The 26,145-nt window shown below is 38.9% G+C and carries 22 protein-coding genes, 1 pseudogene and 1 riboswitch; of the genes and pseudogenes, 13 read left to right on the forward strand and 10 right to left on the reverse strand.

Going from position 1 to position 26,145, the window contains the following annotated elements; all coding sequences use genetic code 11:
- The first annotated feature begins 358 nt into the window (after positions 1-358).
- From ACX27_RS10485 to ACX27_RS10495, 3 genes are all read left to right on the forward strand, one after another.
- The gene (locus ACX27_RS10485; RefSeq protein WP_062291795.1) at positions 359-802 is read left to right on the forward strand and encodes a tellurite resistance TerB family protein; all 444 of its coding nucleotides are present in this window, start codon (positions 359-361) and stop codon (positions 800-802) included.
- Between the two features lie 128 nt (positions 803-930).
- Positions 931-1,632: a cyclase family protein gene (locus tag ACX27_RS10490; RefSeq protein ID WP_062298272.1), complete on the forward strand. Its 702-nt coding sequence runs from the start codon at positions 931-933 to the stop codon at positions 1,630-1,632.
- 107 nt (positions 1,633-1,739) lie between these two features.
- A complete protein-coding gene (locus ACX27_RS10495; RefSeq protein ID WP_062291797.1) occupies positions 1,740-3,236 on the forward strand; it encodes an aldehyde dehydrogenase family protein in 1,497 nt (498 codons plus the stop codon).
- A gap of 213 nt (positions 3,237-3,449) precedes the next feature.
- Here the strand turns inward: ACX27_RS10495 and ACX27_RS10500 are convergent, their stop codons facing one another.
- The 6 genes from ACX27_RS10500 to ACX27_RS10525 form a co-directional block, all read right to left on the reverse strand.
- Positions 3,450-5,561, reverse strand: coding sequence for an O-linked N-acetylglucosamine transferase, SPINDLY family protein (locus tag ACX27_RS10500; RefSeq protein WP_200929935.1), 2,112 nt, complete (start codon positions 5,559-5,561; stop codon positions 3,450-3,452).
- 93 nt (positions 5,562-5,654) lie between these two features.
- On the reverse strand, positions 5,655-8,240 hold the full coding sequence (locus tag ACX27_RS35275; protein WP_158507367.1) for a glycosyltransferase family protein: 2,586 nt from the start codon (positions 8,238-8,240) through the stop codon (positions 5,655-5,657).
- 67 nt (positions 8,241-8,307) lie between these two features.
- Positions 8,308-10,395: a glycosyltransferase gene (locus ACX27_RS10510; protein ID WP_062291799.1), complete on the reverse strand. Its 2,088-nt coding sequence runs from the start codon at positions 10,393-10,395 to the stop codon at positions 8,308-8,310.
- Between the two features lie 66 nt (positions 10,396-10,461).
- Positions 10,462-10,902 (reverse strand): UDP-galactopyranose mutase, encoded by a 441-nt coding sequence (locus tag ACX27_RS34640; RefSeq protein ID WP_062291802.1) that lies wholly within the window; start codon positions 10,900-10,902, stop codon positions 10,462-10,464.
- A 1-nt stretch (position 10,903) separates the two neighbouring features.
- Positions 10,904-11,545, reverse strand: coding sequence for an FAD-dependent oxidoreductase (locus ACX27_RS34645; RefSeq protein WP_062291805.1), 642 nt, complete (start codon positions 11,543-11,545; stop codon positions 10,904-10,906).
- A gap of 81 nt (positions 11,546-11,626) precedes the next feature.
- Positions 11,627-12,022 (reverse strand): tetratricopeptide repeat protein, encoded by a 396-nt coding sequence (locus ACX27_RS10525; protein ID WP_062291808.1) that lies wholly within the window; start codon positions 12,020-12,022, stop codon positions 11,627-11,629.
- 588 nt (positions 12,023-12,610) lie between these two features.
- Between ACX27_RS10525 and ACX27_RS30830 the strand changes: the two genes are divergently transcribed.
- Positions 12,611-12,859, forward strand: coding sequence for a hypothetical protein (locus ACX27_RS30830; RefSeq protein WP_144427440.1), 249 nt, complete (start codon positions 12,611-12,613; stop codon positions 12,857-12,859).
- Entirely contained in the window at positions 12,816-13,034 is a 219-nt protein-coding gene (locus ACX27_RS10530) for a DUF4327 family protein (protein WP_062291811.1), read from the forward strand. Before ACX27_RS30830 ends, ACX27_RS10530 begins: the two co-directional genes overlap by 44 nt.
- A gap of 124 nt (positions 13,035-13,158) precedes the next feature.
- Here ACX27_RS10530 and ACX27_RS10535 read toward each other — a convergent pair whose 3' ends face one another.
- The 4 genes from ACX27_RS10535 to ACX27_RS10550 all read right to left on the reverse strand — a co-directional run bounded on the left by ACX27_RS10535 (position 13,159) and on the right by ACX27_RS10550 (position 18,835).
- Positions 13,159-14,418, reverse strand: coding sequence for an FHA domain-containing serine/threonine-protein kinase (locus ACX27_RS10535; RefSeq protein WP_062291814.1), 1,260 nt, complete (start codon positions 14,416-14,418; stop codon positions 13,159-13,161).
- 81 nt (positions 14,419-14,499) lie between these two features.
- Positions 14,500-16,488, reverse strand: a complete 1,989-nt coding sequence (locus ACX27_RS10540) for a serine/threonine phosphatase (protein WP_062291817.1) — start codon at positions 16,486-16,488, stop codon at positions 14,500-14,502.
- A gap of 244 nt (positions 16,489-16,732) precedes the next feature.
- Positions 16,733-18,025 carry a sensor histidine kinase gene (locus tag ACX27_RS10545; RefSeq protein ID WP_062291820.1) on the reverse strand — a complete coding sequence of 431 codons (1,293 nt, stop codon included), beginning with the start codon at positions 18,023-18,025 and terminating at the stop codon, positions 16,733-16,735.
- A 192-nt stretch (positions 18,026-18,217) separates the two neighbouring features.
- Complete coding sequence (locus ACX27_RS10550; RefSeq protein WP_062291822.1) at positions 18,218-18,835, reverse strand: rRNA large subunit pseudouridine synthase E; 618 nt, start codon at positions 18,833-18,835, stop codon at positions 18,218-18,220.
- A gap of 121 nt (positions 18,836-18,956) precedes the next feature.
- On the opposite strand from ACX27_RS10550, the gene ACX27_RS10555 reads away from it, so the two are divergent.
- The 8 genes and pseudogenes from ACX27_RS10555 to ACX27_RS10580 all read left to right on the forward strand — a co-directional run bounded on the left by ACX27_RS10555 (position 18,957) and on the right by ACX27_RS10580 (position 26,052).
- Positions 18,957-19,829, forward strand: a complete 873-nt coding sequence (locus ACX27_RS10555) for a phosphodiester glycosidase family protein (RefSeq protein WP_062291826.1) — start codon at positions 18,957-18,959, stop codon at positions 19,827-19,829.
- 182 nt (positions 19,830-20,011) lie between these two features.
- Positions 20,012-20,707 (forward strand): hypothetical protein, encoded by a 696-nt coding sequence (locus ACX27_RS10560; RefSeq protein WP_062291828.1) that lies wholly within the window; start codon positions 20,012-20,014, stop codon positions 20,705-20,707.
- A 2-nt stretch (positions 20,708-20,709) separates the two neighbouring features.
- Positions 20,710-21,171 (forward strand): DUF2726 domain-containing protein, encoded by a 462-nt coding sequence (locus ACX27_RS10565; RefSeq protein WP_062291831.1) that lies wholly within the window; start codon positions 20,710-20,712, stop codon positions 21,169-21,171.
- Positions 21,172-21,380: 209 nt separating this feature from the next.
- Positions 21,381-21,478: riboswitch (TPP riboswitch) on the forward strand.
- A 7-nt stretch (positions 21,479-21,485) separates the two neighbouring features.
- On the forward strand, positions 21,486-22,859 hold the full coding sequence (thiC, locus tag ACX27_RS10570) for a phosphomethylpyrimidine synthase (protein WP_062291833.1): 1,374 nt from the start codon (positions 21,486-21,488) through the stop codon (positions 22,857-22,859).
- Between the two features lie 82 nt (positions 22,860-22,941).
- Positions 22,942-23,400, forward strand: a complete 459-nt coding sequence (locus tag ACX27_RS33630) for an rRNA adenine N-6-methyltransferase family protein (protein WP_235526579.1) — start codon at positions 22,942-22,944, stop codon at positions 23,398-23,400.
- A 4-nt stretch (positions 23,401-23,404) separates the two neighbouring features.
- A pseudogene (locus tag ACX27_RS35675) lies at positions 23,405-23,566 on the forward strand (hypothetical protein); the annotation flags it as partial.
- Positions 23,567-23,593: 27 nt separating this feature from the next.
- A complete protein-coding gene (locus tag ACX27_RS10575; RefSeq protein WP_418006834.1) occupies positions 23,594-25,411 on the forward strand; it encodes a BsuBI/PstI family type II restriction endonuclease in 1,818 nt (605 codons plus the stop codon).
- 266 nt (positions 25,412-25,677) lie between these two features.
- The gene (locus ACX27_RS10580) at positions 25,678-26,052 is read left to right on the forward strand and encodes an NINE protein (protein ID WP_062291837.1); all 375 of its coding nucleotides are present in this window, start codon (positions 25,678-25,680) and stop codon (positions 26,050-26,052) included.
- Positions 26,053-26,145: the final 93 nt, after the last annotated feature.

The raw sequence follows: 26,145 nt of genomic DNA on the forward strand, positions 1-26,145 counted from the left end.
TGAGAGTTTTTGTTATTGGTATATAGCAGTCTTATTGGATTAAGTACAAGAAAGAGACAAGGGAGACAAGGCAGAGATGTTTGTAAATGATTTAGGATAAACAACAAATCTGTTCCCTGTTACCCGTTGCCTTTATTGACGAATAGACTTAAGTAAGTGGGTATGAATATTTATAGCTAGGGAAAGGCAGGAGGCAGAAAGCAGGAGGCAGAAGGGAAGAGGGTTTGGGGCAACTTTACTTTTAGTTACATACTTCGGTTTTTTTACACCTTTCTACTTATCAATAAAATAGGATTACATAGTAGAGATTAGGTCGGTAATGGGAATCATAAAACTGTAGAATTCAAAATTGATTCCTATGGGTTTATTTGATAAGTTATCTATCCGCACTCAAAATGATGTAACTTTGAGTCCAGCCGAAGCGTTTGCGGCTATTACTTTAGCTTCGGTTGCTGCTGATGGTTATTTGACAGATGAAGAAATCCAAACAATGATGGCCTCTTTGTCGAGAATGCACTTATTTCGTAGTTATCCCAATGATGTAATCAGAAGGATGTTTGATAAACTGTGCGGGATGATTAAACGTCAAGGATTTGATGATTTTATCAAAACTGCGATCGCTGCACTTCCCCATGATTTATATGACACTGCTTTTGCTGTAGCCACAGACTTGATTTTAGCCGATGGTCAAGTCACTAAAGAAGAAGAAGACTTGTTAAATGTTCTCTGGAGTAATTTAGAAATTCCCGACGAAACAGCACGTAGTATTGTGAATGTGATGATTATTAAAAATAAAGGCTAAGTTGTCACAAATTATCTCTCATTTAATTAAAGGCGTTGCATAGCAACGTCTTTCATTGTTTATAGTTCAATAAAATTAAGATAATTAACCGCAGATATACACTGATGAGTTTGTACTTTAAAAAAACTATGCAAATTAATTATTCTCGTGTTGTGTACTTAAGCCATATTATTGATAGAAACATTCCTTTATGGCCGGGCGACCCAGCGATAGAATTTACTACCGTTGCTAATATTCAAAATGATGGTTACTATCTGCGGCATTTTGCTATGGGTGAACATACTGCTACCCATATCAACGCCCCGAACAGTTTTGATCCTGCTGGTGCAGGAATTGATGAATATGCGGCGGAATCACTGGTTTTATCGGCGGTAGTGATAGATATCTGCAAAGTTGCCGTGAATAATCCTGATTATGCTTTGAGTATTGCTGATATTCTGGCTTGGGAGGCAAAATACGGTGTGATTGCCAGTGGTAGTTTAGTACTGCTGTATACTGGCTGGCAGCAGAAGTGGAGTGATAGAAATGCCTTTTTTAACCAGGATGCGGAAGGAATTATGCACTTTCCGGGTTTTAGTGGCAATGTGGCGCAGTTTTTGTTGGATGAAAGGCAAATTGCTGGTGTAGGAATTGATACTCATGGTGTTGACCCCGGACAAGATAACAGTTTTACGACTAACCGTTTAGTATTGGCGCAGCAGGGTATTGTGTTGGAGAATTTGACGAATTTAGATCAACTACCCCCTCAAGGTACTACATTAGCGATCGCAATTCTCAGATTACGTGGTGGTTCTGGTTGTCCTGTGGGTGTGTTGGCTTTTGTGCCTTAACTTTTGTGTATAACTTTTTCGCCTTCTGCCCATTCTTGAAACTTGGCGTTAACTTAGAAAGCGAATCTAATCCATAGCAATTATCTCAAAGAAATTTTTAAATACTAATTATGACTCTGCTAACTTGTCGCAATTATATTAATGGTCAGTGGGTGGATGCTACGACAGGAAACATTCTGGAAAGTTATAACCCAGCTTTGGTAAGCGAAGTTGTCGCCACCTTTCCCCGTTCTCACACTGAAGATGTAGATAAAGCCGTCGCCACCGCCCGTCAAGCTTACAGCAGTTGGCGGAAAGTTCCTGCCCCAGCTAGAGCCGAATATATTTTTCGTGTGGGAGAATTACTACTTCAACATAAAGAAGAACTCGCTCAATTAATTAGTCGGGAAATGGGTAAACCCCTCACCGAAGCTAGGGGTGATGTGCAGGAAGGTATTGACTGCGCTTTTTATAGTGCTGGTGAAGGACGGCGGCTGTTTGGGTTAACAACACCTTCGGAAATGCCGAATAAATTTGCGATGACAGTGCGAATGCCCATTGGTGTTTGTGCTTTAATTACACCGTGGAATTTCCCTGTGGCTATTCCATGTTGGAAAGCTATGCCAGCTTTGGTATGTGGTAATACTGTCATTCTCAAACCTGCTGAAGATACTCCGGGTTGTGCAACCAAACTAGTAGAAATTTTCGCCGCCGCAGGTTTACCCCCAGGTGTGATTAACTTAGTGCATGGTGTTGGTGAAGAAGTTGGTAAAGCTTTAGTCGAACATCCCAATGTTGATTTAGTTTCTTTCACTGGTTCTTCCGAAACAGGGGCTTTTGTAGGTGCAACTTGCGGACGCACTCACAAGCGTGTCTGTCTGGAGATGGGCGGCAAAAATGCCCAAGTTGTAATGGAAGATGCAGACTTAGGACTGGCTTTAGATGGTGCGGTTTGGGGGGCTTTTGGGACAACTGGGCAACGTTGTACAGCTACAAGTCGCCTGATATTGCATCGTGACATTAAAGAAGAGTTTACGGCTATGTTGTATGAGCGGACTAGTAAGTTACGCTTGGGTGCTGGTTATGACCAAGATACAGAAATTGGGCCGATAATTAATCAAAGACAATTGCAACGGGTGAATGAATATATGAAAATTGCCCGTGAAGAAGGCGCAAAAATCTTAATTGGTGGGGAAATTGCCAGTGAGGGACAATTAAAAGAGGGTAATTTCTTTTTGCCAACTATTTTAGATAAAGTTACGCCAGATATGCGCGTCGCCCGTGAAGAGATATTTGGCCCTGTAGTGGCATTAATTGAAGTTAATTCCTTTGAAGAGGCGATCGCTATTCTCAATAATACCAATTACGGTCTGTCTTCTTCCATTTATACCCACGATATTAACCGGGCATTTACGGCGATGCGTGACATTGAAGCAGGTATTACCTATATTAATGGCCCCACTATTGGCGCGGAAGTACATTTACCTTTTGGTGGTGTGAAACAAACAGGTAACGGCCACCGCGAGGCCGGAACTACAGCTTTAGATGTGTTCACAGAATGGAAGAGTGTGTATGTTGACTTTTCTGGTAATTTACAACGCGCCCAAATAGATAATCGAAGTTAGTCAAGCAAAGTGCAGAGTCACCGAAGTTTGCTCAACGCGGGGAACCCGCGCACGCAACTTCTCGCTGAGTGTTGAGACTGATTTCGGTTGGGTGGAGGAACGGAACTCAAATTTTCATAATTTTGTATAAGTTCTGATTATGTCTACAACGCAAGTGCCGCAGGGGTTTTTGATTGTGCTAGTTGTTTGACTCTGAGTACCGAAATAGAGTTTTTAATGAAAATGCGCTTCCACAATTTGTTGATAAAAATTTTCTAACCCCTTAACACAAGCTTGGTCATCGAATAGTAAATGATGACGCTGGCTAATTTTTTCAGCGATGTGGTTTCGCCAAGTTGAATCTAGTCCCAACTTAACGGCGATATCAATATATTCTGCTGCATTGGCGGCGATGGTTTCAGTTACTCCCAGCATTTTGAGAAAGCTATCTGAGTGACGACCACGCATAAATTCTCCTGGACAAGTAACAACAGGAAGATTACAGGCGATCGCTTCTAAGGTAGTATTACCACCAGACCAAGTAAAAGTATCCAAATAAACATCTGATAATAAGTTAATCATCAAATAATCTAGGCGATCGGGAATATTCAAGAATACACAATAATCTTCACTGTTTAAACCTATCGCTGCGAAAGCAAGTTGTAGGCGTGACTGAAGTAAAGTTCCTCGCAAAAATACAAATTTAGCTTGCGGCAAACGACGGGCTATTTCTGCAAAAATAAAATCATATTGTGGCAGATATTTAAACGGTGCTTGGCAACATAAATAAATCACCGCATCATCTGGAAGTTGAAAATCTGAACGAGTTTTGATGATTGGCGGAATATAAGGTTTAGGATACGATACACCAATATTAGGCAAGCGAATTAGTTTTTCCGAATAATGTTCTTGGGCATTTTCTGGTTCCATTAACTCACTGGATAAAAAATAATCAATTGTTGGTAAACCAGTTGTTACCGGATGTCCCCAAGCTACACACTGCACAGGCGCAAGTCTGAGTGCAGCAATTTGCATCGTTTGTGGGTTCATGCCAATTTCTGGAAACACTAAAATATGTAAACTATCTGCAATTACTTGTTCACAAACTCCAGGCAAGTTATAAGGAATATGGTGAAAAATATCACTATATTCTTGAAATTGTTCTGTAACTGGATCTGGATCATTACCTATATAGTAACAGTAAATTTCAAAGTGTTGATGGCTACAATAACGTAGCCAACCAGTTAACCATAATGTGCCACTATAAGAATGTAAATAATGGGAAAGATAGCCAATGCGAATTTTTTGCTGTGGCTGGAGTTTTGGCATAGATAAAGGTGCAATCCATTGGGGATAGTTAGCCGCCATAATCTCATGCACTAACTGTCCATATTGACGTTGCAAATATCGGTCATTTTGGGCTTGATAAGATAAATAAAAGTTAGTCAGGCGACCTATACCATTGAAAGCATTAGTTTTTTCTTCTAAAGTATTTAATCTTGTTTGTGCAATTAAATCTTGTAAGCCTTGGGTATAACGCTGACGATAAAAGTTTATTTCATCTGTATGATTATAAATGCTAGGTACTGTTAAATATTTCAGTAGCTTAAAAGTATAATCATCTGGCAAGCATATACAAGCATGTTCCGCACTAAAAATTGCTTCTTGTGTTCGACCATTACGCCGCAAGTCAATGATTAAAGAAAAATGCAAACTTCCTTCTGTGGGGTAGAGTGCGATCGCCTGATGTAGTGTTTTATAATAAGCCTCAGTTTGCTGAGAATTTCTGTAGCAATGAATTAAATTCCAGTAAATTTCTAAGCTACTGATTTGCAATTCTAGCAGTTTTTGATATTGTGCGATCGCACCTTGCCACTGTTCTGTTTGAAATAATCTATTGGCTAAGTCATAAATCAGTTGAAATGTCGATATTTTACCAAACTCATCGATTGAATATTCTGGAATATTAGCAGCTAGTTCTTGATTGAAATTATCTAAAGTAATTCGCGCATGAACTTGATTAGATACCATCTCCCACTGCTGAACATCCGAACTATCAACCAGAGAAACTTCGCAGCCTGCACTAATATCAGCACCATCCGCCATCAACAGATTCATCAATACCCCAGACAACACTAAATTAGCAACATCTTCCGCAACATTACTAATATCAATCATTAAATTGATCTGACTGCTGGCAGGATGATTATTTACTACCTGAATTACATTCTCTAAATCTTGATAAATAGTGTCTTCTGCTTGTGACCAGTCAAGAAATATAATTATATTAATATTATTTTTCAGAAAATATAAATCATTATTTAATTCTTCTGTTGTAATAATCAAGTTAACTTCTCCTTCTTTTTAAACTAGAGTGAGTGCTTTAATACTAAAGCACTCACTATCAATGAAAAATTATTCAGACTGCTAGCTCATACTTTATAAAACACAAAGTTGATTAATAAAGCTATCTAGTTCACAAGTCGGTAGTGCTTCTATTGGGAGTTCTGCTAAAGCCGTTTTATCTTCATGTTCTAAAATAATTCGGCTGCTGAGACGAGGTAATAAAGCTTGCCATTGAATATCTGCTAAACTGCCAACCAAAGAAATTTCTAATCCCTCGCTGATATCTAAATCTTCTTCCATCAAAAGATTCATGGTAATGCCAGAAATTAATAGTTCTGCATCTTCAGTAGAACTATTACTTGTGTAAATTAATAAAGTAGTTTTTTGACTATCAGGATAAGTTGCGATCGCTTTAATTACAGCTTCCAATTCTAAACCAATTAACTCTTCCGATTGCGACCAATTAGGGAAAACAATAACATTAACTTCCTTCAACTTCAAAGATAGCAGACTAGCATTAATCAAACTAGAACTGACAATCTCAGCCATTTTTGACCAAGAAAATTTTTGCGCCTGCACCAAACCAGCCTCAATCAATACTTGACGAATCCTCGGCTTTTGGATATCACATAAAGCATTTGCCATTCCATCTACATCATCATCCTTAACATATATTGCCGCATCTCCTGCTACTTCTGGAATTGAAGCATTCGGACAAGTAATTACTGGACAACCACAAGCCATTGCTTCAACAATTGGCATCCCAAAACCTTCATATTTAGAAGGATAAACCAACGCCACTGCACCAGAATAAGCTGTTGCTAACTCCTCATCACTAAGTTGCAACATATAAACCGTACTACCCGATGTACAAGCTCTAAATTCTGATGCTAATATCCCACCACTACCTGTACAAATAATATCAAATCCATAGCTATTAGCAAGCTGAGCAAATGCTTGAAAGAATAGCATACCATTCTTATAACCATTACCAGCTCCAACTAAAATAAAGTAAGGTTTTGTAATACCATACTTCGATTTAAAACTATTAACATCTTCAGTTTTTGCTTGCGAAAAAGTGCTACTAACTCCACAATGAGCAACAGTAATAGACTCTACAGATATTTCAGGAAAACATTTGTTAATATCACGCGCTGTATGTTGAGAAATGGCAATGCAAGCCGATGCACTTTGAATCGCTAAATGCTTTTCTCGCCACATAGGATTATTAATCACATCCCATCCCAACACCTCTGGTATCATATCGTAAGCCATGAACACAGAAGGTGTTGTTAATGGAGTTGTATAGTAAGAAGAGATAAATAAATCTGCGCCTTCATCATCACAGATTTGTTGAAGCATCTGTTTATCTGTATTCGTATCGTTATAGTCATAGGCGGAAATATTAGCATATTTAATTCCACCAATTTTCGGTGCAGTTCCATCACGGTCAAGTAACAGAATATGTTGTGCAAATTTATTCTCTGCCCATTCTTCTAATAATGACTTCCATACGCGGGCAATACCAGTTTGGTAAAGTTGGAAAAATATTCCGTCAATAATAATCTTAAAATTTACAGCTGAATGTGAGAAAAATCTATGCGTTCTATTATTTTCTTCACATTGTTTAACTTTAATTGGAATATTAGTATTCACCCATTCTAAAATGCTTGTAATTCTACATTTTAAAGTATGTAAATCATGACATAAATTATAGCCTTGAACAGCAATTTTCTCTGTCAATTCTGGATTTGATATCAAGTATTCTATTTTTTCTATTAAATCTTCTGGTTGCTCTGCGTCATAATAGACAAGATGTTCCCAGTCTTTCAGTAAATTCTGTGATTGAATTCCAAAAATTTTATTTTGTAAAAGTAAACTACCGCATCCCATGACTTCAAAGGGACGTGCTGTTAATGTTGTGGAATTAGAAGGTAAGTTTAAGACGATTTGATATTTATTAATTTCTTGCACATATTCTTGCATAATTTGTAAAGGATTTTGTTCATAATGTAGATTAGTTGAAAATAAATCGACATTATGACAACGGCTTAACACTTCTATTAATTGATGACGTTGCTTATATGATTCTTCCGTAAAATAACGAGGTGCATTACCTCTGAATAACCCTCGATTGAATCTTTCTACAAATGGCTGATTAATTCTAAAAAATTCCGGATCGATACCAAATGGCAGAAAAATTATAGGTAGAGATATACCTAATTGTTTTTGGAGAAAATCTACATCAGGTTCATGATTACACACTAAACCATCGACACAAGGAATTGTGCTTGTAATCGCTTGGTGCATTTGCTGCTGCCATACAGGAGTATTTTGTACTATATGTGTTGAATAGCATTCCTGAAGTATAGCTATTTTTATTATTGGCGATTGATGCCATCTTTCTTGCCACTTGAGAGTTGTATGTAGAGGTTGAGAATGCCAGTCAAAACCCAGCATTAATATAATGTCCGCTTGGGGGTTTTGAAGATACTCAAACAAACCATCATCATGTAAAGGTTCTTCTATACCCCATCCCGCAACTGGACGAAATACCCGATTTAGTAAACCTTCTCGCTGTAAAGTGTTTATCCAACCATGTGAAGCAGACCATCCATGAACACCAGTTGCTTGTAACACTACATCTATATGAAGTTGACTATTTCTATAACTATTCATGATGAACCTTATACTACCTCTGAATTTCTTTGTATACATCAAGCTGATTGCTCTGTTTAATCTCTATTTATTCTGTGATTGGAAATCGTAATTTATTAAAGTTTTGTAAGAACCAATTATCTTCGATGGGGCTAAATACAGGTTTGTTAGTTCTTCGGAAAAATGCAGTTTTTCCTACAATATCTATTAATCTAAACATTTCATCTTCAGCAATGAAAATGAACATATTATGTATATTAGGGATGTGGATATCATCTAATATTAATAAAGCATTTTCAGCTAAATTAGGGTAGATAAAATAGTATTCCAATTCTGGAAATGGATAAGCGTGAGGCCCATCAATTAGTGCTAATTGAATTTTTTGATTAAACTTATACTTTGGTAGTGTTTGTTGTGTTGGCCCTTCTATAAACTCGATATTATTCTGATTAATTAGTGCAGATGAACGAACAATACTTAATCCATTACTACCACAATCATAGGAAAAAACCTTATGTTCTTTACTAATATGTGATAGTAATAAAGTACTAGCTCCAGAGCCTGTTTCTACAGAATAAAAAATATCTTGAAAGCTTACATACTTAGCAATTGCTTGTAAAACATTTCCCGATAAAGCACCACCTGTATGCCAATCACTTGGTAAATTTTCTATTTGAGATAAAATTAACTTTATTGCTGGATTAGGAAAACTTAATTGATGAGTAGATAATTTTTCTACAGTTATACTACAAATTCTGTCAGCTTCCAACTTAATTATTGCTTCTTGATTTTGATTATTTAAATCAATGCGACCAAGCATTTTTGTTAGAATAGCGTGCCACTGCTTTTGGCTAATATTCCCAAATACATTAATAACTGGCTCATCGATAATTTCGATATTTTCTTGTTGGAGCAAATTAAAAATAACATCAGAGATAATAAAATTGGCATCTTCATCAGCAATTTGGCTATTTTCTATAAATAGGGATATTTTCTCCCTGTCAGGACTAGTAAGAATAAATTTAATAACAATTGCTAAATCTTCGTATAGTAATTCATGCTGATTTTCCCAATTAGGGAAAATAATTAAGTTTATATCTCTAAATTCAAATTCTATATCTTCCTCTAATTGTGATTCATTAGTCAGTGCTGTAATTAGTTGATTAGCATCACTAAATGTAAAAAGAAAAGCCGCTAACCTTAGACAAGCTTCGGAATTGGTTAAAAGAGTTGCAAAAGAACTGATTATTTGAGGAGATTTGCAACACTTGAGAGCTTCTTGAATCTGATTGATTGCTCCATACATATCACCTTTATTTAGCATCCGATGAGCTGTATTTAAAGCTTGACCTGCATAATACTCTCTAGATTGATTGGATAATTGCACAGAAATTTGCTCTGGGAGATATGACTCGGCAATATCTATAGATTTACAAATGTCAATAAGGTTAGCACCTGATCTAGTCAAGCGAGACGTATCTGATGAAGAGTGTTCACGATAACAAGCAAGAGGTTGCGGTTCAAACCAAATAGGATAATTTACCGCAATACGTCTCCACATTTCCCAGTCAGCAGCGTGAATTAATTCAGGATGAAATCCACCTAAATCTTCGTACACGCTACGCTTGACTACTATGCAAGGTGTCATCACTCGATTAATTACAGCAAGTGTTTGCCAGAAATTGGGTAAAGTTCCGGCAGTTTCTCTCTCTAAGTGAGACATTAGTCTCCAATTACTGCTTTCATCAATATGCAGATAACGAGAAAAGGCTGCACCAACTGTTGGATCTTGTTCTATACCTTGTCGCAAGCGACTATAAAAATTAGGTAATACCGTATCATCTCCATGTAAGATATGTATCCATTCCCCTTTAGCACGTTGAATACAAGTATTAAAGTTAGCTGTTGCTCCAACATTTTGCTGTTGACGAAAGAAAGAAACTCTTCCTTGACCAATGTCTTTAACTACTGTTTCAGGATCATCCTTGGTAGAACAATCATCTATAACTTCAATCTGCATTTGTTCCAAACCTGGGTCTTGTGTTAAAACACTTAAAAGTGTTTCTTTTAAATAGTTGGCACAATTATAAGTTGGAATCATTACAGACCAAAAAGGTCGTATTTCGGATGTTGTAATAGGTAAAATATTAGTAAGTTGCTGAAATACAGAATTCATATTTATGTACCTTCTATCAATTTATAAAATGTGATATTTGTCTAAAAATTTTAGTTTATTAATTAATCAGCTAAAATTTTTTTTTGCCAATGTCATTGCTTTAGCAATTGCTTGATCCATATCATAGTATTTATATTCTCCCAATCTGCCACAGACCAATAATTTATCAATTTGTTTTGCGCGTTTTTCATATTTTAAATATAAATGATTATTAATTTCATCAGGAAATGGGTATTCATAGTTATCTGGATTTGTGGGAGTAAAAGGAAATTCTTTAGTAATAACTGTTCCTTGAATATTTTCAGCATACTCTTTAGGCATCATATGTTTCCATTCAAGAACTCTAATATGCGTACCGAATACCTTGCTTGGGTTATTAATCTGAGCAGCAGGAAAGGCATATTCTATATCTCGAATATAAAGATTTTCTCTTTGCTGACCTCGATATTTTAAATTTCCCATATCATAATTAAAATATTCATCTATTGGGCCTGTAAAAATCACCATTTTATCGACGGTAATTAAATTTTTTATGGCGTAGATAGTCAAAGTTCATAATTATAGGAATACTCTGTAAAAGATTATTCATGAAATTGGCATAACCTTCATAAGGAATTCCTTGATATTTATTAGTTTTTAAGCGTGGTTCATCATCTTCACGAACATCAAATCTTTTAGCTAGACTGTGTGAAAGCCGTGTTGCTGGTACTCCCCACTGTTTTTCTGTATATTCTTTAACAAACTTTTCATATATTAAACGAGGCATAATAGAGAGTGAAGCTTCTTCAAAATTACTAGGTGTACCTTTGAAATCAGGTATCCAGTTATCTCCTATCATGCGCCGAATATAACTAGCTGCTATGGGCCAGTTTTCATAACAATTATCTACATAAGTTTTTAAAATTGCTTCATAAGGGTAAAAGGATGCAAATTTATTGACAAACTTCCATACAACTTCAGAGGAAGTACGAAAATAATGAGGCCCATAAGTATGGATACGAATACCACTTTGATGAGCATAATCATGAACGTTGCCACCAAGATGTGAACGGCGATCAACTACCAAAACTTGTCGACCTGCATCAGCAAGAATTCTAGCAATTGTTGCACCTGTAATCCCAGAACCAACTACTAAATAGTCAACATTCATATTTTTAAATTAATTTTTTCTCTGCTTTTGTAGCTAGTAATTTATGTTTAAGAACAATGGAGAGTTTACAAATTGACCAACTTAGGGATCGCTATTAACTTGCTGCTTCTTGATCTGCTCTAAAACAGTTTTGTAATCTTGTCTGTCAGGATGCAGTTTGACTAGCTTTTCCATAATCTCAATCGCTCCTTTGGGATCTTTTAAATGCACTCTAGCTATGGCTAGTTTTTCTAAAGCAACTTGGTTGTTTGGTTCTCGTTGCAAAACTAGTTCATATCCCCGTGCTTGTTCCTGTAAAGAAGACTCAACAGATACATTCTTAGTCTGAGGCTGCTGATGAGCTTGTGGTATTCCACTAATCACACCAAATACAGTAGAACCAACGAAAGACGCTAAACCTACTACCGTTAAAATCCTTTTCTTTCGCTCAATTTTCTTTTGACGGGAAATAATATAATCATCCCCAGAACTAGACATGTCTCAATAGTTGCTGTTAAAAATACTGAGATACCAGCAAGCCTCCAGTTATCAGAGTACCCAGCACCCCAGAGGAACTAACATCATAGCTGTAAAGTTTTGAAAATTTCTTCAGGCGGTACGTAGGAATTACTTGAATGGGGACTTTTAATCATTAAGGACAAGGGTGACAAGGAAGACAAGGCTTCGCTATGAGTTTCAACCGAGCAGTGTAGGTGTTCAAAACCCTTACACCTTCATACCCTCACACCCATTCTTCAAGACAATCTTTGTGCGTAAGTCCTGTATATATTGGAGTACCCCTAAGCCACGATTTAATCTCTGCTAAAAAATTAATATTTTGTAAATTTTTGTAATAAATCTATCTAACTTCAGATGTTTGGGATATTGTATATTACGTCTAAATATACGCGGTAAACTCTCCTTAGCCGTGTCTTAAACGACCTCAAACCAGCCTAAAATCCTTGTTTTTCTAACAAGTACTCACATACTCATGGCTGATGTAGATAAAATTCTGCAAATTCAACTTGTGTTATCAATGCAACTTTCAAAACAGTTAGTTTTTTCGTGACGCATACACGATCGCTTGTGAGTAAAAATTTCAGTTTTGTGGTGGTAATTACCGTACAAAACCGAATTTATGCCAAAACAAGCAGGGTTTGTTATGGTATAGTTAGAAAGTTAAGACTAGCTTTACCAATTCCAACGCTCTACGCATCGATAATAATTGCCAAGCGGAAAGCAGTTTTGATTAAGCATTTACCTAAACGAAATCTGAACTCAATCATAGGTTATGACTCAGCAAGTAATTCACCCAATGGTGAAATTGCAGCGTAACGTGCAATCACTCGTAGAATCAAATATCATCAAACCCACTGATAGCATTTGGAAGATTGCCTTTCTCTATGGCAATGACTGGCAGCACTGGAAACAGGAACTGTTGGACTTTGGCTTCAGTATGCAAGACCCAATCAGCGAACTTTTGGCAGTGGAAGCGTGGGATGAAGAGTAGGGAATAAGTCAAGGAAATGGGGAAGACAAGGTAGACAAGGCAGAGAAACAGCAGGGATACACGGGAAGAAAATTTCCCCTCTGCTCCCTGCACCGCTTCCTCTAACTGCTCTCCACTCCCTAATCTATACTTTGCAAGCTGTTAAAGCAGTAGCTAATTCCTTAGCGGTTTGATAGCGATCGCGTGGTAATGGCTCAGTCACACGTTCAATCACCTCTCTGATTTGAGGTGTAATCGTGGGAGAGTTAGCCACATCAAACCGGAAGTTTCGTCCTTTTTGGCGGAAAAATTTAAAGGGATTTTCCCCAGTCAGCAGAAATATTAGTGTTGGCCCAATGGCATATAAATCCGATTGAATCAGAGGTTGTCCCCGTTCTTGTTCGGGGGCGCAATAACCTTCTGCACCAATTCGTGTACCTGGTGTTGTGCCAATTTCTTTCACAGCACCGAAATCTAGGACGACGATGTGATTGTTGGCATTTCGTACCATCAGGTTAGCGGGTTTAATATCACGATGAATCAGTGGTGGTTCTTGGCTATGTAAATAGTCTAAAATGTTGCAGGTTTGAATCATCCAGGCGATCGCTTGGCTAGGCGTTACAGGCCCAGTCATCTGGACTCGTTTTTCTAAATCTTGCCCATGTACTAATTCCATAGCCAAGTATTTTTTGCCACCGTCAACAAAAAAGTCATAATACTTGGGTATGCCTGAATGATGGAGAGATTTCAGCGTATTGGCTTCTCGCTCAAATAATTCTTGGGCTTTGGCAATTTTCGCCATATCCGCATTCATTTGCTTTAAGACCAAAAGCTGTGGATTTCCACTCATCCAGCCTTTTGTATCCCAAGCCAAATAAGTGGTTCCCATACCTCCTTGGCCTAAAGTTCGCAACACTTGATACTGACGAATCGTCTGTTGCACTAAAAGAGGTTGACCACAATGAATACAAAATAAATTTTGCGGAGAATTACCTTCATGGGTGCAAGTGTAAGCAGCCCTAGCAGGGTCTTGATTTCCAGACACAAACCCAGCCAATTTTTCTGACTCTGCATTAGTCGCTGGTGATATCTCCTGAATTTGAAATTGCAGTATTGGGCCTCCCTGCGCCAGTTGTAAAACTGCATTGTTAGGTAGAGGACTTTGAATTACCAAAATACCATTGAGAAAAGTACCATTTGTACCTTGACTATATATCTGCCAAGATTCTTCATTGTTGACAGTACTGACTTGCCTGAGTTCTAGATGATGTCGGGAAACCAAACTATCGGATAAAACCACATGATTGTCCGCCGCTCGACCAATGCGAATGACGGCGGAGTTATCAAAGCACCACTGTTTCAGGGGTGTTTTGTGTTGCGGTTCTAACAGTGTCACAATAACCACAATCAAACCTGCATAAAAGATAGGGAGTAGAAATTAAAAAGTTAAAAATTAAAAGTAAAAAGACTTTTACCTTTTAAATTTTTACTTTTGACTGTCCATGTTTGGGCGGACTTTAGCCCGCACAAGTATTGCAGTAATGTTGTCATGACCATTTTTTTGGTTTGCCAAATCAATTAATTCGTTGACACCCCGTTCTAAGCTAGCACCAGAACTTAATAAAGGAAGTAAATGAGTCTTCCAGTGGGTTTCTAGTAAATCATTATCTGATAAACCGTCAGAGGCGAGAATTAGCAAACTATCTTCATTAATGTCAAAAAATTCTACATCAGGATAGATGGCGCTTTCGTCACGTGGCCCTAAAGCTTGGGTTAATTGGTAAGCATCAGGACGGGCATAAGCTATGCTGGGTTCTACTCCCCGCGCAATTTCCCGTTGTCCAACTTCATGGTCTACGGTGATTTGTTCTAGTCCGCGTTTGCGGGTTAAGCGGTAGAGACGACTATCTCCCACATGAGCCACTACAGCTTCGGTATCTTGAATGACCAAGATTACCAAAGTTGTACCCATCCGCCCAATGCCCGATCGCGCATCTTGTTGATTTAGCTGATAAATTGCTTGATTGGCTAAATAAACGGCTTCACGCATATTTGCTTCGGTTGGGCGCTGGTTGGTTTGCCAAAATTCTTGGAAGTATTGTTTGACTGTGTTAACAGCTAATTCACTAGCTATTTCTCCACCAGCATGACCACCCATACCATCACAGAGAATATATAAACCACGGGCTTGGTAGACGCGGTTTCTGGGAAATTCTTGCTTTTCAATTTTCGTGTCGATGCCAAAGTAGTCTTCGTTGTGTTGACGCTGACGACCTACGTCGGTGCATCCCACATCTTCTAGACTGCTTAATTGCATTGACAGCACAATGGTGGGTAAGTCGTCGCTTCTTGCAGAACTGTCTTCATCTGGATCATCTTCTAGCTGAATGAGTGTGGGTGCTGTTGGATGTTGGTGAGCGGTTGGCGAAAAACTAGGAATTGCTGAGGCTTCTAGGTCTGAGGCGATCGCTTCTAGGCGCGATCGCAGCTGGGCAATCATTTGAATTTTCCCTAGTTTTAAATCCTCCAAAATCTGCAATACCGCCCCAAACTGCGTGCGTTGGGACTGTCTAAATAATTCCTGCCAAATTTCTCCCAAAACTTTTACACTAAACGGCTGTTCCGTTAGTGATAATGTTTCATCTTCGGCTGTCTCATCTGTTTCTGCGTCACTTTCCCTATACAATCTTGCCAAAGCCAATGTTTGGTCTTCATCCAAGCGCAGATTTGACAACTCCAACAAACTTTGGCGACATCTCACAGGTTCCAACACTGCCCACAGTTGGGTCATTTGATAAAACCAATGTAAAATTTGTAACGAGCTTGTTGTCTCTTCTTTCCACAAGTCAATTAACAGGGGCCAATCAGAACGGTCTTCAATTAAGACAACCTGGGTGTTTCCTTCCTGCCAAGCATCGTGAATAGCTGGTATTTCTAATTGACCTTTTGACTGCAATTGTACGTAAGCCTTAGCCAATTTAGGAATACTAATCTCTGGATCTGTTGCTGTGAACAATCCTTGGTTTTGATTATCTAAAATTGCTTCAATCGGTGATATTTGATACGGCTGACAATCTAAGACTCGCACACAAACTTCTGTAGCTTGGGCATTGTCATCCAAGATTTCTAGGGGTTCTAGCAGTTGATAGCGTTGTTCTTTATCTATGTAAGAACCAGCTTTCAACACAGGTCTAGCAGCAAGCGGTAAAGTCTGTTCTGTGGAAAGAGGTAAAGTTGGTAAATCATCCTGATCATCTTGCCAACTGCCTAGTTCCCAGTCCCCGCCTTCTTCCCTAGTCACAATCGCCAACCAAACTGTCCCACATTCAGCACCGCAATTATGACAATTTTGGGCATTTAATGGCACTTCCATACCACATTCATGACAAGCATGGTGAGTCAGGGAAGTGCCACAGTTTTGGCAAAATTTATTAGCATTGGGGTTCTCAAATTTACACTGAGGGCAAATCAGCATAGTGGAAGTTCCTTTATTCCCGTTCCAAGGTGCTTCTAGCCACTAATATCCAAAGTGCCACAATTAACTGCCCCTGCCTACAATAGACCTACAAGAGATTGTGGTTTCACCAGTGAATGTTGGTGGCAGTATTAATTGTGACGCATATTAGCTAAATATTTCAGATACCTGCAAATAAATTTTGCGCTTGTCTAAGGGGAGTAGTAATTTTTTAGGGAGAAACTGGTATAATTACACTTCTTTGTTATACCTGACGATGCAATGGTAATTGCATCATAAAACAAGTACGATTTGACCCGCTTTCTACCTCGATTGTTCCTTCTAATTGCTTAATTAATTTCTGCACTAATGCCAATCCTAATCCTGTCCCGCCTTGCTTCCACGGGTCATTACTAGGAATCCGGTAAAATTTTTCAAAAATATGGGGTAATTCCGAATTAGGGATTTCTACACCCGAATTAATCACTTGAAACTGCATATTTTGGGAATTTAATGCGGCAGAAACAGTGATTTCAGCTTCTGGAGGGCTAAACTTGCAGGCATTAGTCAGTAGTTCGATGAAGATGCGCTCTAGGATAAAAGGATCACAAACCAGTGGCGGCAGATGCGGGGCTAGACGTAGGTGAATTTTTTGTTTACATATACCTCGGTTACGGGCGTTAAATAACTCTACAACTCGCCACAGCCATTGTTGGACTTGAATGGTTTCCAGCACCCAAGGTTTAGCGTTGCTATCTAAGCGTTGCAAATCCAGAAAGTTATTAATTAGGTTAATTTCTCGTTCGCACTCGTTATCTAAAATTGCAAAATAGCGAGCGGCTTTTGAGCGTTCGGCTGGCGGCTTGGCCATTTCCTGCAAAAAATTTTGTTCTGGCTGTAGTGCAATTCCTAACATTTGAATTGCCATTTTCATGTTTGTCAGCGGTGTGCGGAGTTCATGAGAAACTGTGCTGAGAAATTCTTCCTTAAGGTGAGTCAGACTTTCCATTTCTGCCAACTGTACCTGCATTGCAGTTTGGTTAGTTGGTTGGCTGACTTGTTCACACACCATCAAAATTACCGGACTTTTCTCAGGATATTCACCATCAGGTAATATTGTGAGAGTTGTTTTGACCTGGGTAATTTTACTACTAGGGCAGTTGAGGCTATATTCTGCCTTGATAGAGTGGTTGGGGTGAACAGCACTGAACAGTTCAATGAATGTTTCTGATAATCTTTGTCTGTCTGATAACTCCAGCAAATTAAATACAGAGGTTGTGATTAATTCTTCTGGTTTATAACCCAGCAAGTTAGCGCCGAATTGGTTGACAGAAAGAATTATCCCGGCTGCATTCACACTCAAGTAAATTGCTGGAGTATGTTCATACAGGCTGCGATACCACTGGAGTTCTGCTTGTGTACGCCGCAGCATATCTGCTGTGTACAGTTCTAAATTCGAGGTGCAGTCAGGCACAAGTTCCAAGCGAGCCGGAGGGGCTGACAAGGTATCTTGTTGTGTGTGTGTTTGATGCCAGAGCGATCGCTGATTTAAGCTCATAAGACCTAAACTTGTACTCACAGGCTAACGTTCATTAATAGGGAAAGGGAAGAAAAAAAGTTTATTATAATTTTTTTTGGCAAAATTTAGCCAATTTACAGTCAAAAAATATCTTTCCCAGTTTTTAATGCTTTCCTCGAATAGCTGACATTCACAGATTAATTCTCACGTTTATTTACATCTATTTATTAATTAAGAGAATTGAGACTTTTTAGTTTTAGATTCAGAAGACTTGTTTAGTAGTAATTTAAGTTCCGATGCACTCAAGTCACGCCACTGACCGAGTTGTAGTCCGTCTAAATTAAGATGGGCTATGCTTACCCTAATCAGTCGTAAAGTGGGAAACCCTACAGCCGCAGTCATTCGCCGCACCTGACGATTTTTGCCCTCTGTTAAAGTCATTTCTAACCAAGCTGTTGGTACATTTTTGCGAAATCTAACAGGTGGGTGGCGATCGCCCACTGGTGGATCTACGGTTAACAGCCTCACTTGGGCAGGGCGAGTGCGGTAATCTTTAATTTCTACACCCCTTTGCAATTTGGTTATAGCATCTGTATCGGGAATACGCTCTACTTGTACCCAGTAAGTTCGCTGATGGGCAAAACGCGGATCAGAGAGCCGATGTTGCAATTTTCCATCGTTTGTCAACAGTAATAACCCCTCACTATCCCAGTCCAAACGCCCCACCGGATAGACATCAGGCACATCAATATAATCTTTGAGGGTACTATGGTTTGGTGTTTCCTGCGTAAATTGACTGAGAACACCATAGGGTTTGTGAAAAATTAAATACCGAAAGCTATTGGTCATTAGATATTTATGGATTTTTGCTACTCCTAGAAGTCTCAATTTAGACTTAACAGGGTTGATTGAGTGAAATTATGCAAAAATTTGGGAATTTTAATAAAAACCAGATAAAGATGAGTTGATTATGCTGAACTCTAAGATTTGCCGACGTTCTTTCTTGTTCCTGGGCGGTGCTTCCCTAGTCAAAGGATTGACATGGAATCTCCCCGCCACTGCTCAAACCGTCCAAATTAAAAAAGCCAAGATCAACGGTATTTCTTTTTACCAGACAATTATTGACCTCACTGACCCCCAAACTTTCATCACCATTGGTTTAGCCAAGAATGCAACTTTTGCTAATACGCAGCAGAAAAGTAGCGGAGATGAGGAATTTAACAAAATCGTATCGCGTTATCGTGCTGCGGTGATTGCCAATGGGACTTTTTTCGCCAAAAATGCCCAAAAAACAGTGATGGGTAATATGGTAGCAGGCGGTAGATTTTTGAAATACAGCCAATGGGAAAATTTTGGTACTACCTTGGGTTTGCGAGTTGGCAATCAACCAGAAATGATTACTGCACGGGTGGATGGTAAACCAGAATGGCATCAACATTGGTTTTCTCTTACCTGCGGCCCCCGATTGTTAAGAAATGGACAAATTTGGCTCAATCCAGGAATAGAGGGATTTAAAGATCCTCATGTTTTGGGTAAAGGCGCACGTACAGCCATTGGTTTCCCCGCCGATCGCAAAAAATTATTTTTAGTGAATTTTGACAGTAGTTTAAGTTTGCAACAAACAGCCCAAGCTATGAAAGCCATCGGCTGTCACGAAGCCATGAATTTAGATGGTGGTGCATCGAAAGCTTTAGCAGCTAATAATAAAATTTTAGTTCCGGCTGGTAGACCCTTAACCAATGTCATTGTTGTCTATGATGCCAAGAATCCGGCTCCAGCAGCGTTAAAACAAGATTGGATGAGATTTCAACAAGGCGATCGCCCGAAAATACCTGGTGTTTAGCAAGGCGAGGTGCGATCGCTTTCAGCATCCATATAGATTGAGTTTCCCAAGACTGCAAGTCATTGGAAAAATTAGCGTTTTACAACAAAATCTAAAAATCTTAGCTAAGACTCTTGGAAATTTTAGAAATTAGAGTTACACTATTCCCAGCAACCTTAGCCAAGGTTTTTGGAAATTAGCTAATGTCAAAAATAATATACGATGTCGTCCAACGTTTTGAGGTAGAAAATGGTGTTCCTCGTCTAGTTTCAACGAATATACAGGTTATTGAAGGTGGGGAAGATTTGCTTTCGTTAGCTATAAATATGCTGGCTAAACTTGGTTTTTACGACAAGTTTGAGGAAAATCAGACATCTCAGTACATAGGATATCGGCTTAAAAATCCTGGGAAAGGAGTTAAACGTTATCAACTGGTTTTAGCCCCACGTAAAGAGGGTTTATGTATCTCTATTTCTAAAGATGTTTTAATTCCAAATATCCTATGTTTACAATACTCCAATGTATGGAATGAAGAGCCTAGTACTGACTTAGGTAAATTTTGGATATTGCCAAGTAAAGAAGATAGATTTTGGGAATCAATGCAATTTAATTATCCAAATCTATTAACACTTGGACAAACAACTGGTACTTTTGCACTAAATAAACGTGAGGAGATTGAATATTATTCAAATGAATTTTCTAACTTTAATATAAACGAATATCGGAATTTCATTAATTCCCCAGAAGAATTCGATATTAAAAGCATGGGAAGTAGTGATTACTATCTTCTTTTCCACGATGACAAACTTTTTCCTTATACTTGGCAGGTTTGTATTAGTTCAAAGGAAGTATTAGAAGAATTTATTAGTTACTTTGCGAAAATTATCCTGGAGCAATAATAATGTCTTTAAAGCCAAAAAGACTTATAAATACTTATGAAGAAAGAATGCTAGAGTTTTTACAAACTTGTATTGATGATAATTATAAAATTCATACACAAGTGAGCTTATGTCAATTCTGTGAGATAAATGGCTTCCTTGATTCAGAATTAAAAAGGTTTTTCTTTAGCTCTAATGTAGATGCTCTCATCACCAATCAAGACTATAAACCATGTTTAGTTATAGAGTTTCAGTCTTCATATCATGACTCTCTTGAAGCAAGAAAACGTGATACTAAAAAAGCAACTTTGTTGACTAGTGCTGGTATTCCTTTTTTGTACTCACGAGTTAAAGATTTTGGGTTATTGCAACTTTACTCTCACAGTGAAGAGGTAGTATTTAACTTATTTACAGGAGAAGGTCGTGAGAATGCTAGAAACCTAATTAGAAAGTACTACACACCATCTATTTTTGTTAATGTATAGACATCTTCCGCGCTCTTCTTTGCGTCTCTGCGCCTTTGCGTGAGATAAAAATATTGTTTGGCAACAAAACCTCTAACTGTGAGTTACACCGCCTCAATCACACCACAGCAGATTCATAAAGTGATAACAGAAATAGCGATCGCACTCTCCCACACCTCATAAATTGTTAACCTCCTTGTCCTCAACCGTAAGCAAAATGGTACAATCTACATCCATGCTAGGGGTGCCTAAATCATCAAGGCTGAGATCACACCCTTAACACCTGAGTCTGGGTAATACCAGCGGAGGGAAGCTGTTTATTGAGGATTTCAATCATGCGGAAAGAATGGGTTGCCAAGCGGCGTGGGCAGAGCAATGTAACTCAAATGCACTACGCACGTCAGGGTGTTATCACCGAAGAAATGCACTACGTTGCTCAACGGGAAAATCTTCCTGCTGACCTAATTCGTGATGAAGTAGCACGGGGGCGGATGATTATCCCGGCTAACATTAATCACACCAACCTAGAACCGATGGCTATTGGTATCGCTTCTAAATGTAAGGTCAATGCCAACATCGGTGCTTCACCCAACTCTTCTAACCTTCAAGAAGAAGTAGACAAATTAAAGCTGGCGGTGAAGTATGGCGCTGATACCGTGATGGACTTGTCCACAGGTGGCGGTAACTTAGATGAAATTCGCACCGCGATTATTAATGCTTCACCCGTTCCCATTGGAACAGTACCAGTCTACCAAGCATTAGAAAGCGTCCACGGCAGAATTGAAAACCTCACCGCAGACGACTTTCTCCACGTCATCGAAAAACACGCCCAGCAAGGGGTAGACTATCAAACCATCCATGCTGGTATTTTGATGGAGCATTTACCCTTAGTCAGAAGCCGCATCACAGGAATAGTTTCTCGTGGTGGTGGTATTTTGGCACGATGGATGTTGCATCACCACAAACAAAACCCACTTTATACCCACTTCCACGACATCATTGAAATTTTCAAGAAATATGATGTTTCCTTCAGCTTAGGTGATTCCCTGCGCCCTGGCTGTACCCATGATGCTTCCGACGCTGCACAATTAGCTGAATTGAAAACCCTCGGACAGTTAACTCGCAAAGCCTGGGAACACGATGTACAGGTGATGGTAGAAGGGCCTGGACACGTCCCAATGGATCAAATTGAATTTAACGTCCGCAAGCAAATGGAAGAGTGTTCCGAAGCACCATTCTATGTATTGGGGCCTTTGGTAACAGATATTGCTCCTGGTTACGACCACATTACTTCCGCTATTGGTGCAGCAATGGCTGGCTGGTATGGAACAGCTATGTTGTGCTACGTGACACCAAAAGAACACTTAGGATTACCAAACGCCGAAGATGTTCGTAATGGGTTAATTGCCTACAAAATAGCAGCCCACGCCGCCGATATCGCTAGACATCGCCCAGGCGCAAGAGACAGAGACGACGAACTCTCGAAAGCTCGTTACAACTTTGACTGGAACCGCCAGTTTGAATTATCCCTCGACCCAGAAAGAGCGAAGGAATATCACGACGAAACCTTACCCGCAGACATTTACAAAACTGCTGAGTTTTGTTCAATGTGCGGGCCGAAGTTCTGTCCGATGCAAACCAAAGTTGATGCTGATGCGTTGACTGAACTAGAGAAGTTCTTGGCTAAAGAAGCTGTAGTACAAGGTTAATGAGTTGCCAATAGCCTCCAGATTAAGAGTCTGAGGCTATTAACTATAGCCTGCGATCGCAGGCTAATTTTTTCATATCAAAATGACGACATTCCTCACAGACTCCACCGATATTAACCGGATTCATTTCTCCTCAAAACTGAATTTAAAGCAGCGCAGTGAATTTGGACAGTTTTTTACTCCCGCTTTAGTTGCGCGGTTGATGGCGAGACAATTCAGCAATCTATCTGGTCATATTAGTCTTTTAGATCCTGGGGCTGGAGTTGGTGCGTTAACAGCTGCATTTGTCGAACAACTATTAGCAAATCCTCACAATGTCAAAAGTTGTTTGCTCACAGTTTATGAAATTGAATCAGCTTTTATACCATCTCTAAGGCAATGCTTGACAGAGTGTTGTGTTGCTTTAGAAAAAATTGGGATTACAGCCAATTATTGCTTACATCAAGAAAGTTTTATTCAGGATATTAGTAAAACAAGTTTACCACTTTTTTCGTCATTCATCTTGTGGTTTTACCCATGCTATTATCAACCCACCTTATAAAAAAATTAATAGCCAATCAGTAGAAAGAAAAACCCTGGCACAACTAGGTGTTGAAACTGTAAATTTATATAGCGCATTTGTCTGGCTAACTGTTTTAAATCTATCTGACAACGGAGAAATAGTTGCTATTACGCCTAGAAGTTTTTGCAATGGTCTTTATTTTAGACCTTTTCGGCAAGCTTTTTTGCGAAATATGGTACTTTCAAACATTCATATTTTTGAAAGTCGTTCAGCAGCTTTTGTAGAAGATAAGGTATTACAAGAAAATATTATTTTTCATGCAATTAAAACTGAAATAATACCAGATTACGTTGAAATAACTAAAAATATTGAAAGCAAGTTAGATGAATGTTCTGAATTAAGATATGTTCCTTATAGCCAAGTTGTTGAACCTCATGATTCTGAAAGCTTTATTCATATTGTTACAAACTCTCTTGAAGATTATTTGAGAGTGCAAATGAATCGATTTTCATCTACTTTAGATGATCTTGGTTTAGAAATTTCAACGGGGCCAGTTGTGGATTTTCGTCTCAAATCAGCGTTGAGAACTTGCTGGGATGATAAAAGTGTGCCATTGATTTACCCAGAAGCGATCAAAGCAGGGAAAGTATTTTTTCCGCCTAGTAATCCTCGTAAAGCGATCGCTATTACACAAAACCCAGAAACAGCAAAATGGTTAGTCCCGTCAGGTTGGTATGTTTTAACAAAGCGGTTTTCTGCCAAGGAAGAAAAGCGTCGTGTTGTGGCTGCTGTGTATCCTCCTGGCGATTTCCCTGTAATCGGTATAGAAAATCACTTAAATTACTACCATGCTCAAGGTCAGGGAATGAACCCTGATTTAGCACGAGGTTTAACAGCATTTCTCAATTCAACTTTATTAGATAGTTACTTCCGGCAATTTAGTGGACACACACAAGTCAACGCCACAGACTTACGTAAACTTAAATACCCTAGCAAAGATGATTTAATTCGATTAGGAAGCCAAATTGGTGATTCTCACTTAGATCAGGAGCAACTGGATCAAGTTGTACATCAAACTTTGTCGATTATGAGCGAAGCCACAAATGCAATTCAGGCGAGTAAACGAATTGAGGAGGCATTAGCAATTCTCAAAGCTATTTCTGCTCCTAAAGCTCAACAGAACGAACGATCTGCATTGTGCTTACTGGCTTTAGCAGACATTCGCCCTGACACACCTTGGTATCAAGCAACAGCACCAAGACGCAGAATTACAGAAATGATGGATTGGTTTCGTGATCACTACGGTAAACAATATGCACCGAATACACGCGAAACTGTGCGACGACAGACAATGCACCAGTTTGTGCAGATGGGGATTGTTGTGGAGAATCCTGATCAACCGGAGCGACCGATTAACAGCCCAAAATGGTGTTATCAGCTTCATCAACAAGCATTGTCACTAATTAAATCCTATGGTTCTGCACAATGGGAAGAAGCTCGTCACAATTATGCTATTTCAGTGACAAATTTATTACAGGACAGAAAGCGAAATAGACCAATAATTCCTGTAACCTTACCTAATGGTCAAGCTATTCAGCTTTCATCAGGTGGACAGAACTTATTAATCAAGAACATTTTAGAAAGTTTCTGTCCTAAATTTACACCAGGAGGTTTTGTGATTTATGTAGGTGATGCTGGGGATAAGTTTATTATCAATGAAACTCAGAAATTCCAAGAATTGGGAATTGAGATAGACACTCACGGTAAAATGCCAGATGTTGTAGTTTACTATGAACAACAAGACTGGCTGATATTAATAGAAGCTGTGACAAGTCATGGCCCGGTAAACTTGAAACGTCGCAATGAATTACAGCAACTGTTTCAGTCTAGCCGTAAAGGATTAGTGTTTGTAACTGCCTTTCCCAGTCGTCAAGAAATGACTCGATATCTAGCTGAGATTTCTTGGGAAACAGAAGTGTGGATATCAGATCAACCTGATCACATGATTCATTTTAATGGGGAAAGATTTCTTGGCCCGTATGAAAGTTAAAGTGTTTAACTAGCTATTTCAATCTCACTACTGTTATCTTTTTCAGTATTTCAAGTCTTCTCAAAATTCTGGCTGAAATCGAGCTTCACGATCGCCTTTACTCTCACCCTCAACACCCATACAGCCAGAATATCTTAATATAGCATCAGGATAGGGCTGGATTTTGGCTATCTTTAAAGACGATATGATACTGAATTTATGTAGGTATTTTGCTACGATCGCTGTTTAACTGACCTAACTGTGATAGTGGTAACTTTATAATAAATATGTTGGTAAAACGCAAAAGCCGTAGTATTGCTGCTATTCTCGCTTTTTCTGGTACGCTCACCGTCTCAGGATTACACAAGTTTTATTTGGGTCAGCCGTTGTGGGGGATTTTATATGTGCTGCTGTCTTGGACACCAATCCCCAAGGTGGCTAGTGCGATTGAAGGTGTGTGGTATTTAGCCTTAGATGAGGAAGCTTTTGACCGAAATTTTAATCAGGGTAAGTCGGCTGTCAAGTTTTCTCAATCAGCCAGTAATCAGGTAGAAACGGTGGCGAATGCTTTGCGCGAACTTGATGCGCTGCGTCAAGATGGTCTAATTTCAGAATATGAATTTGAGCAAAAACGCCGTCAGCTACTCGACCAAATTTCTTGATACAAAAGAATTGAGAATTCAGGAGTCAGAATTCAGAATAATTTGGGCGTTTTTACAAGAAAATGGAAATAACCAGCGTCTGAAAGTTGTAAA

The sequence above is a fragment of the Nostoc piscinale CENA21 genome, assembly GCF_001298445.1.
GTDB classification, from domain to species: domain Bacteria; phylum Cyanobacteriota; class Cyanobacteriia; order Cyanobacteriales; family Nostocaceae; genus Nostoc_B; species Nostoc_B piscinale_A.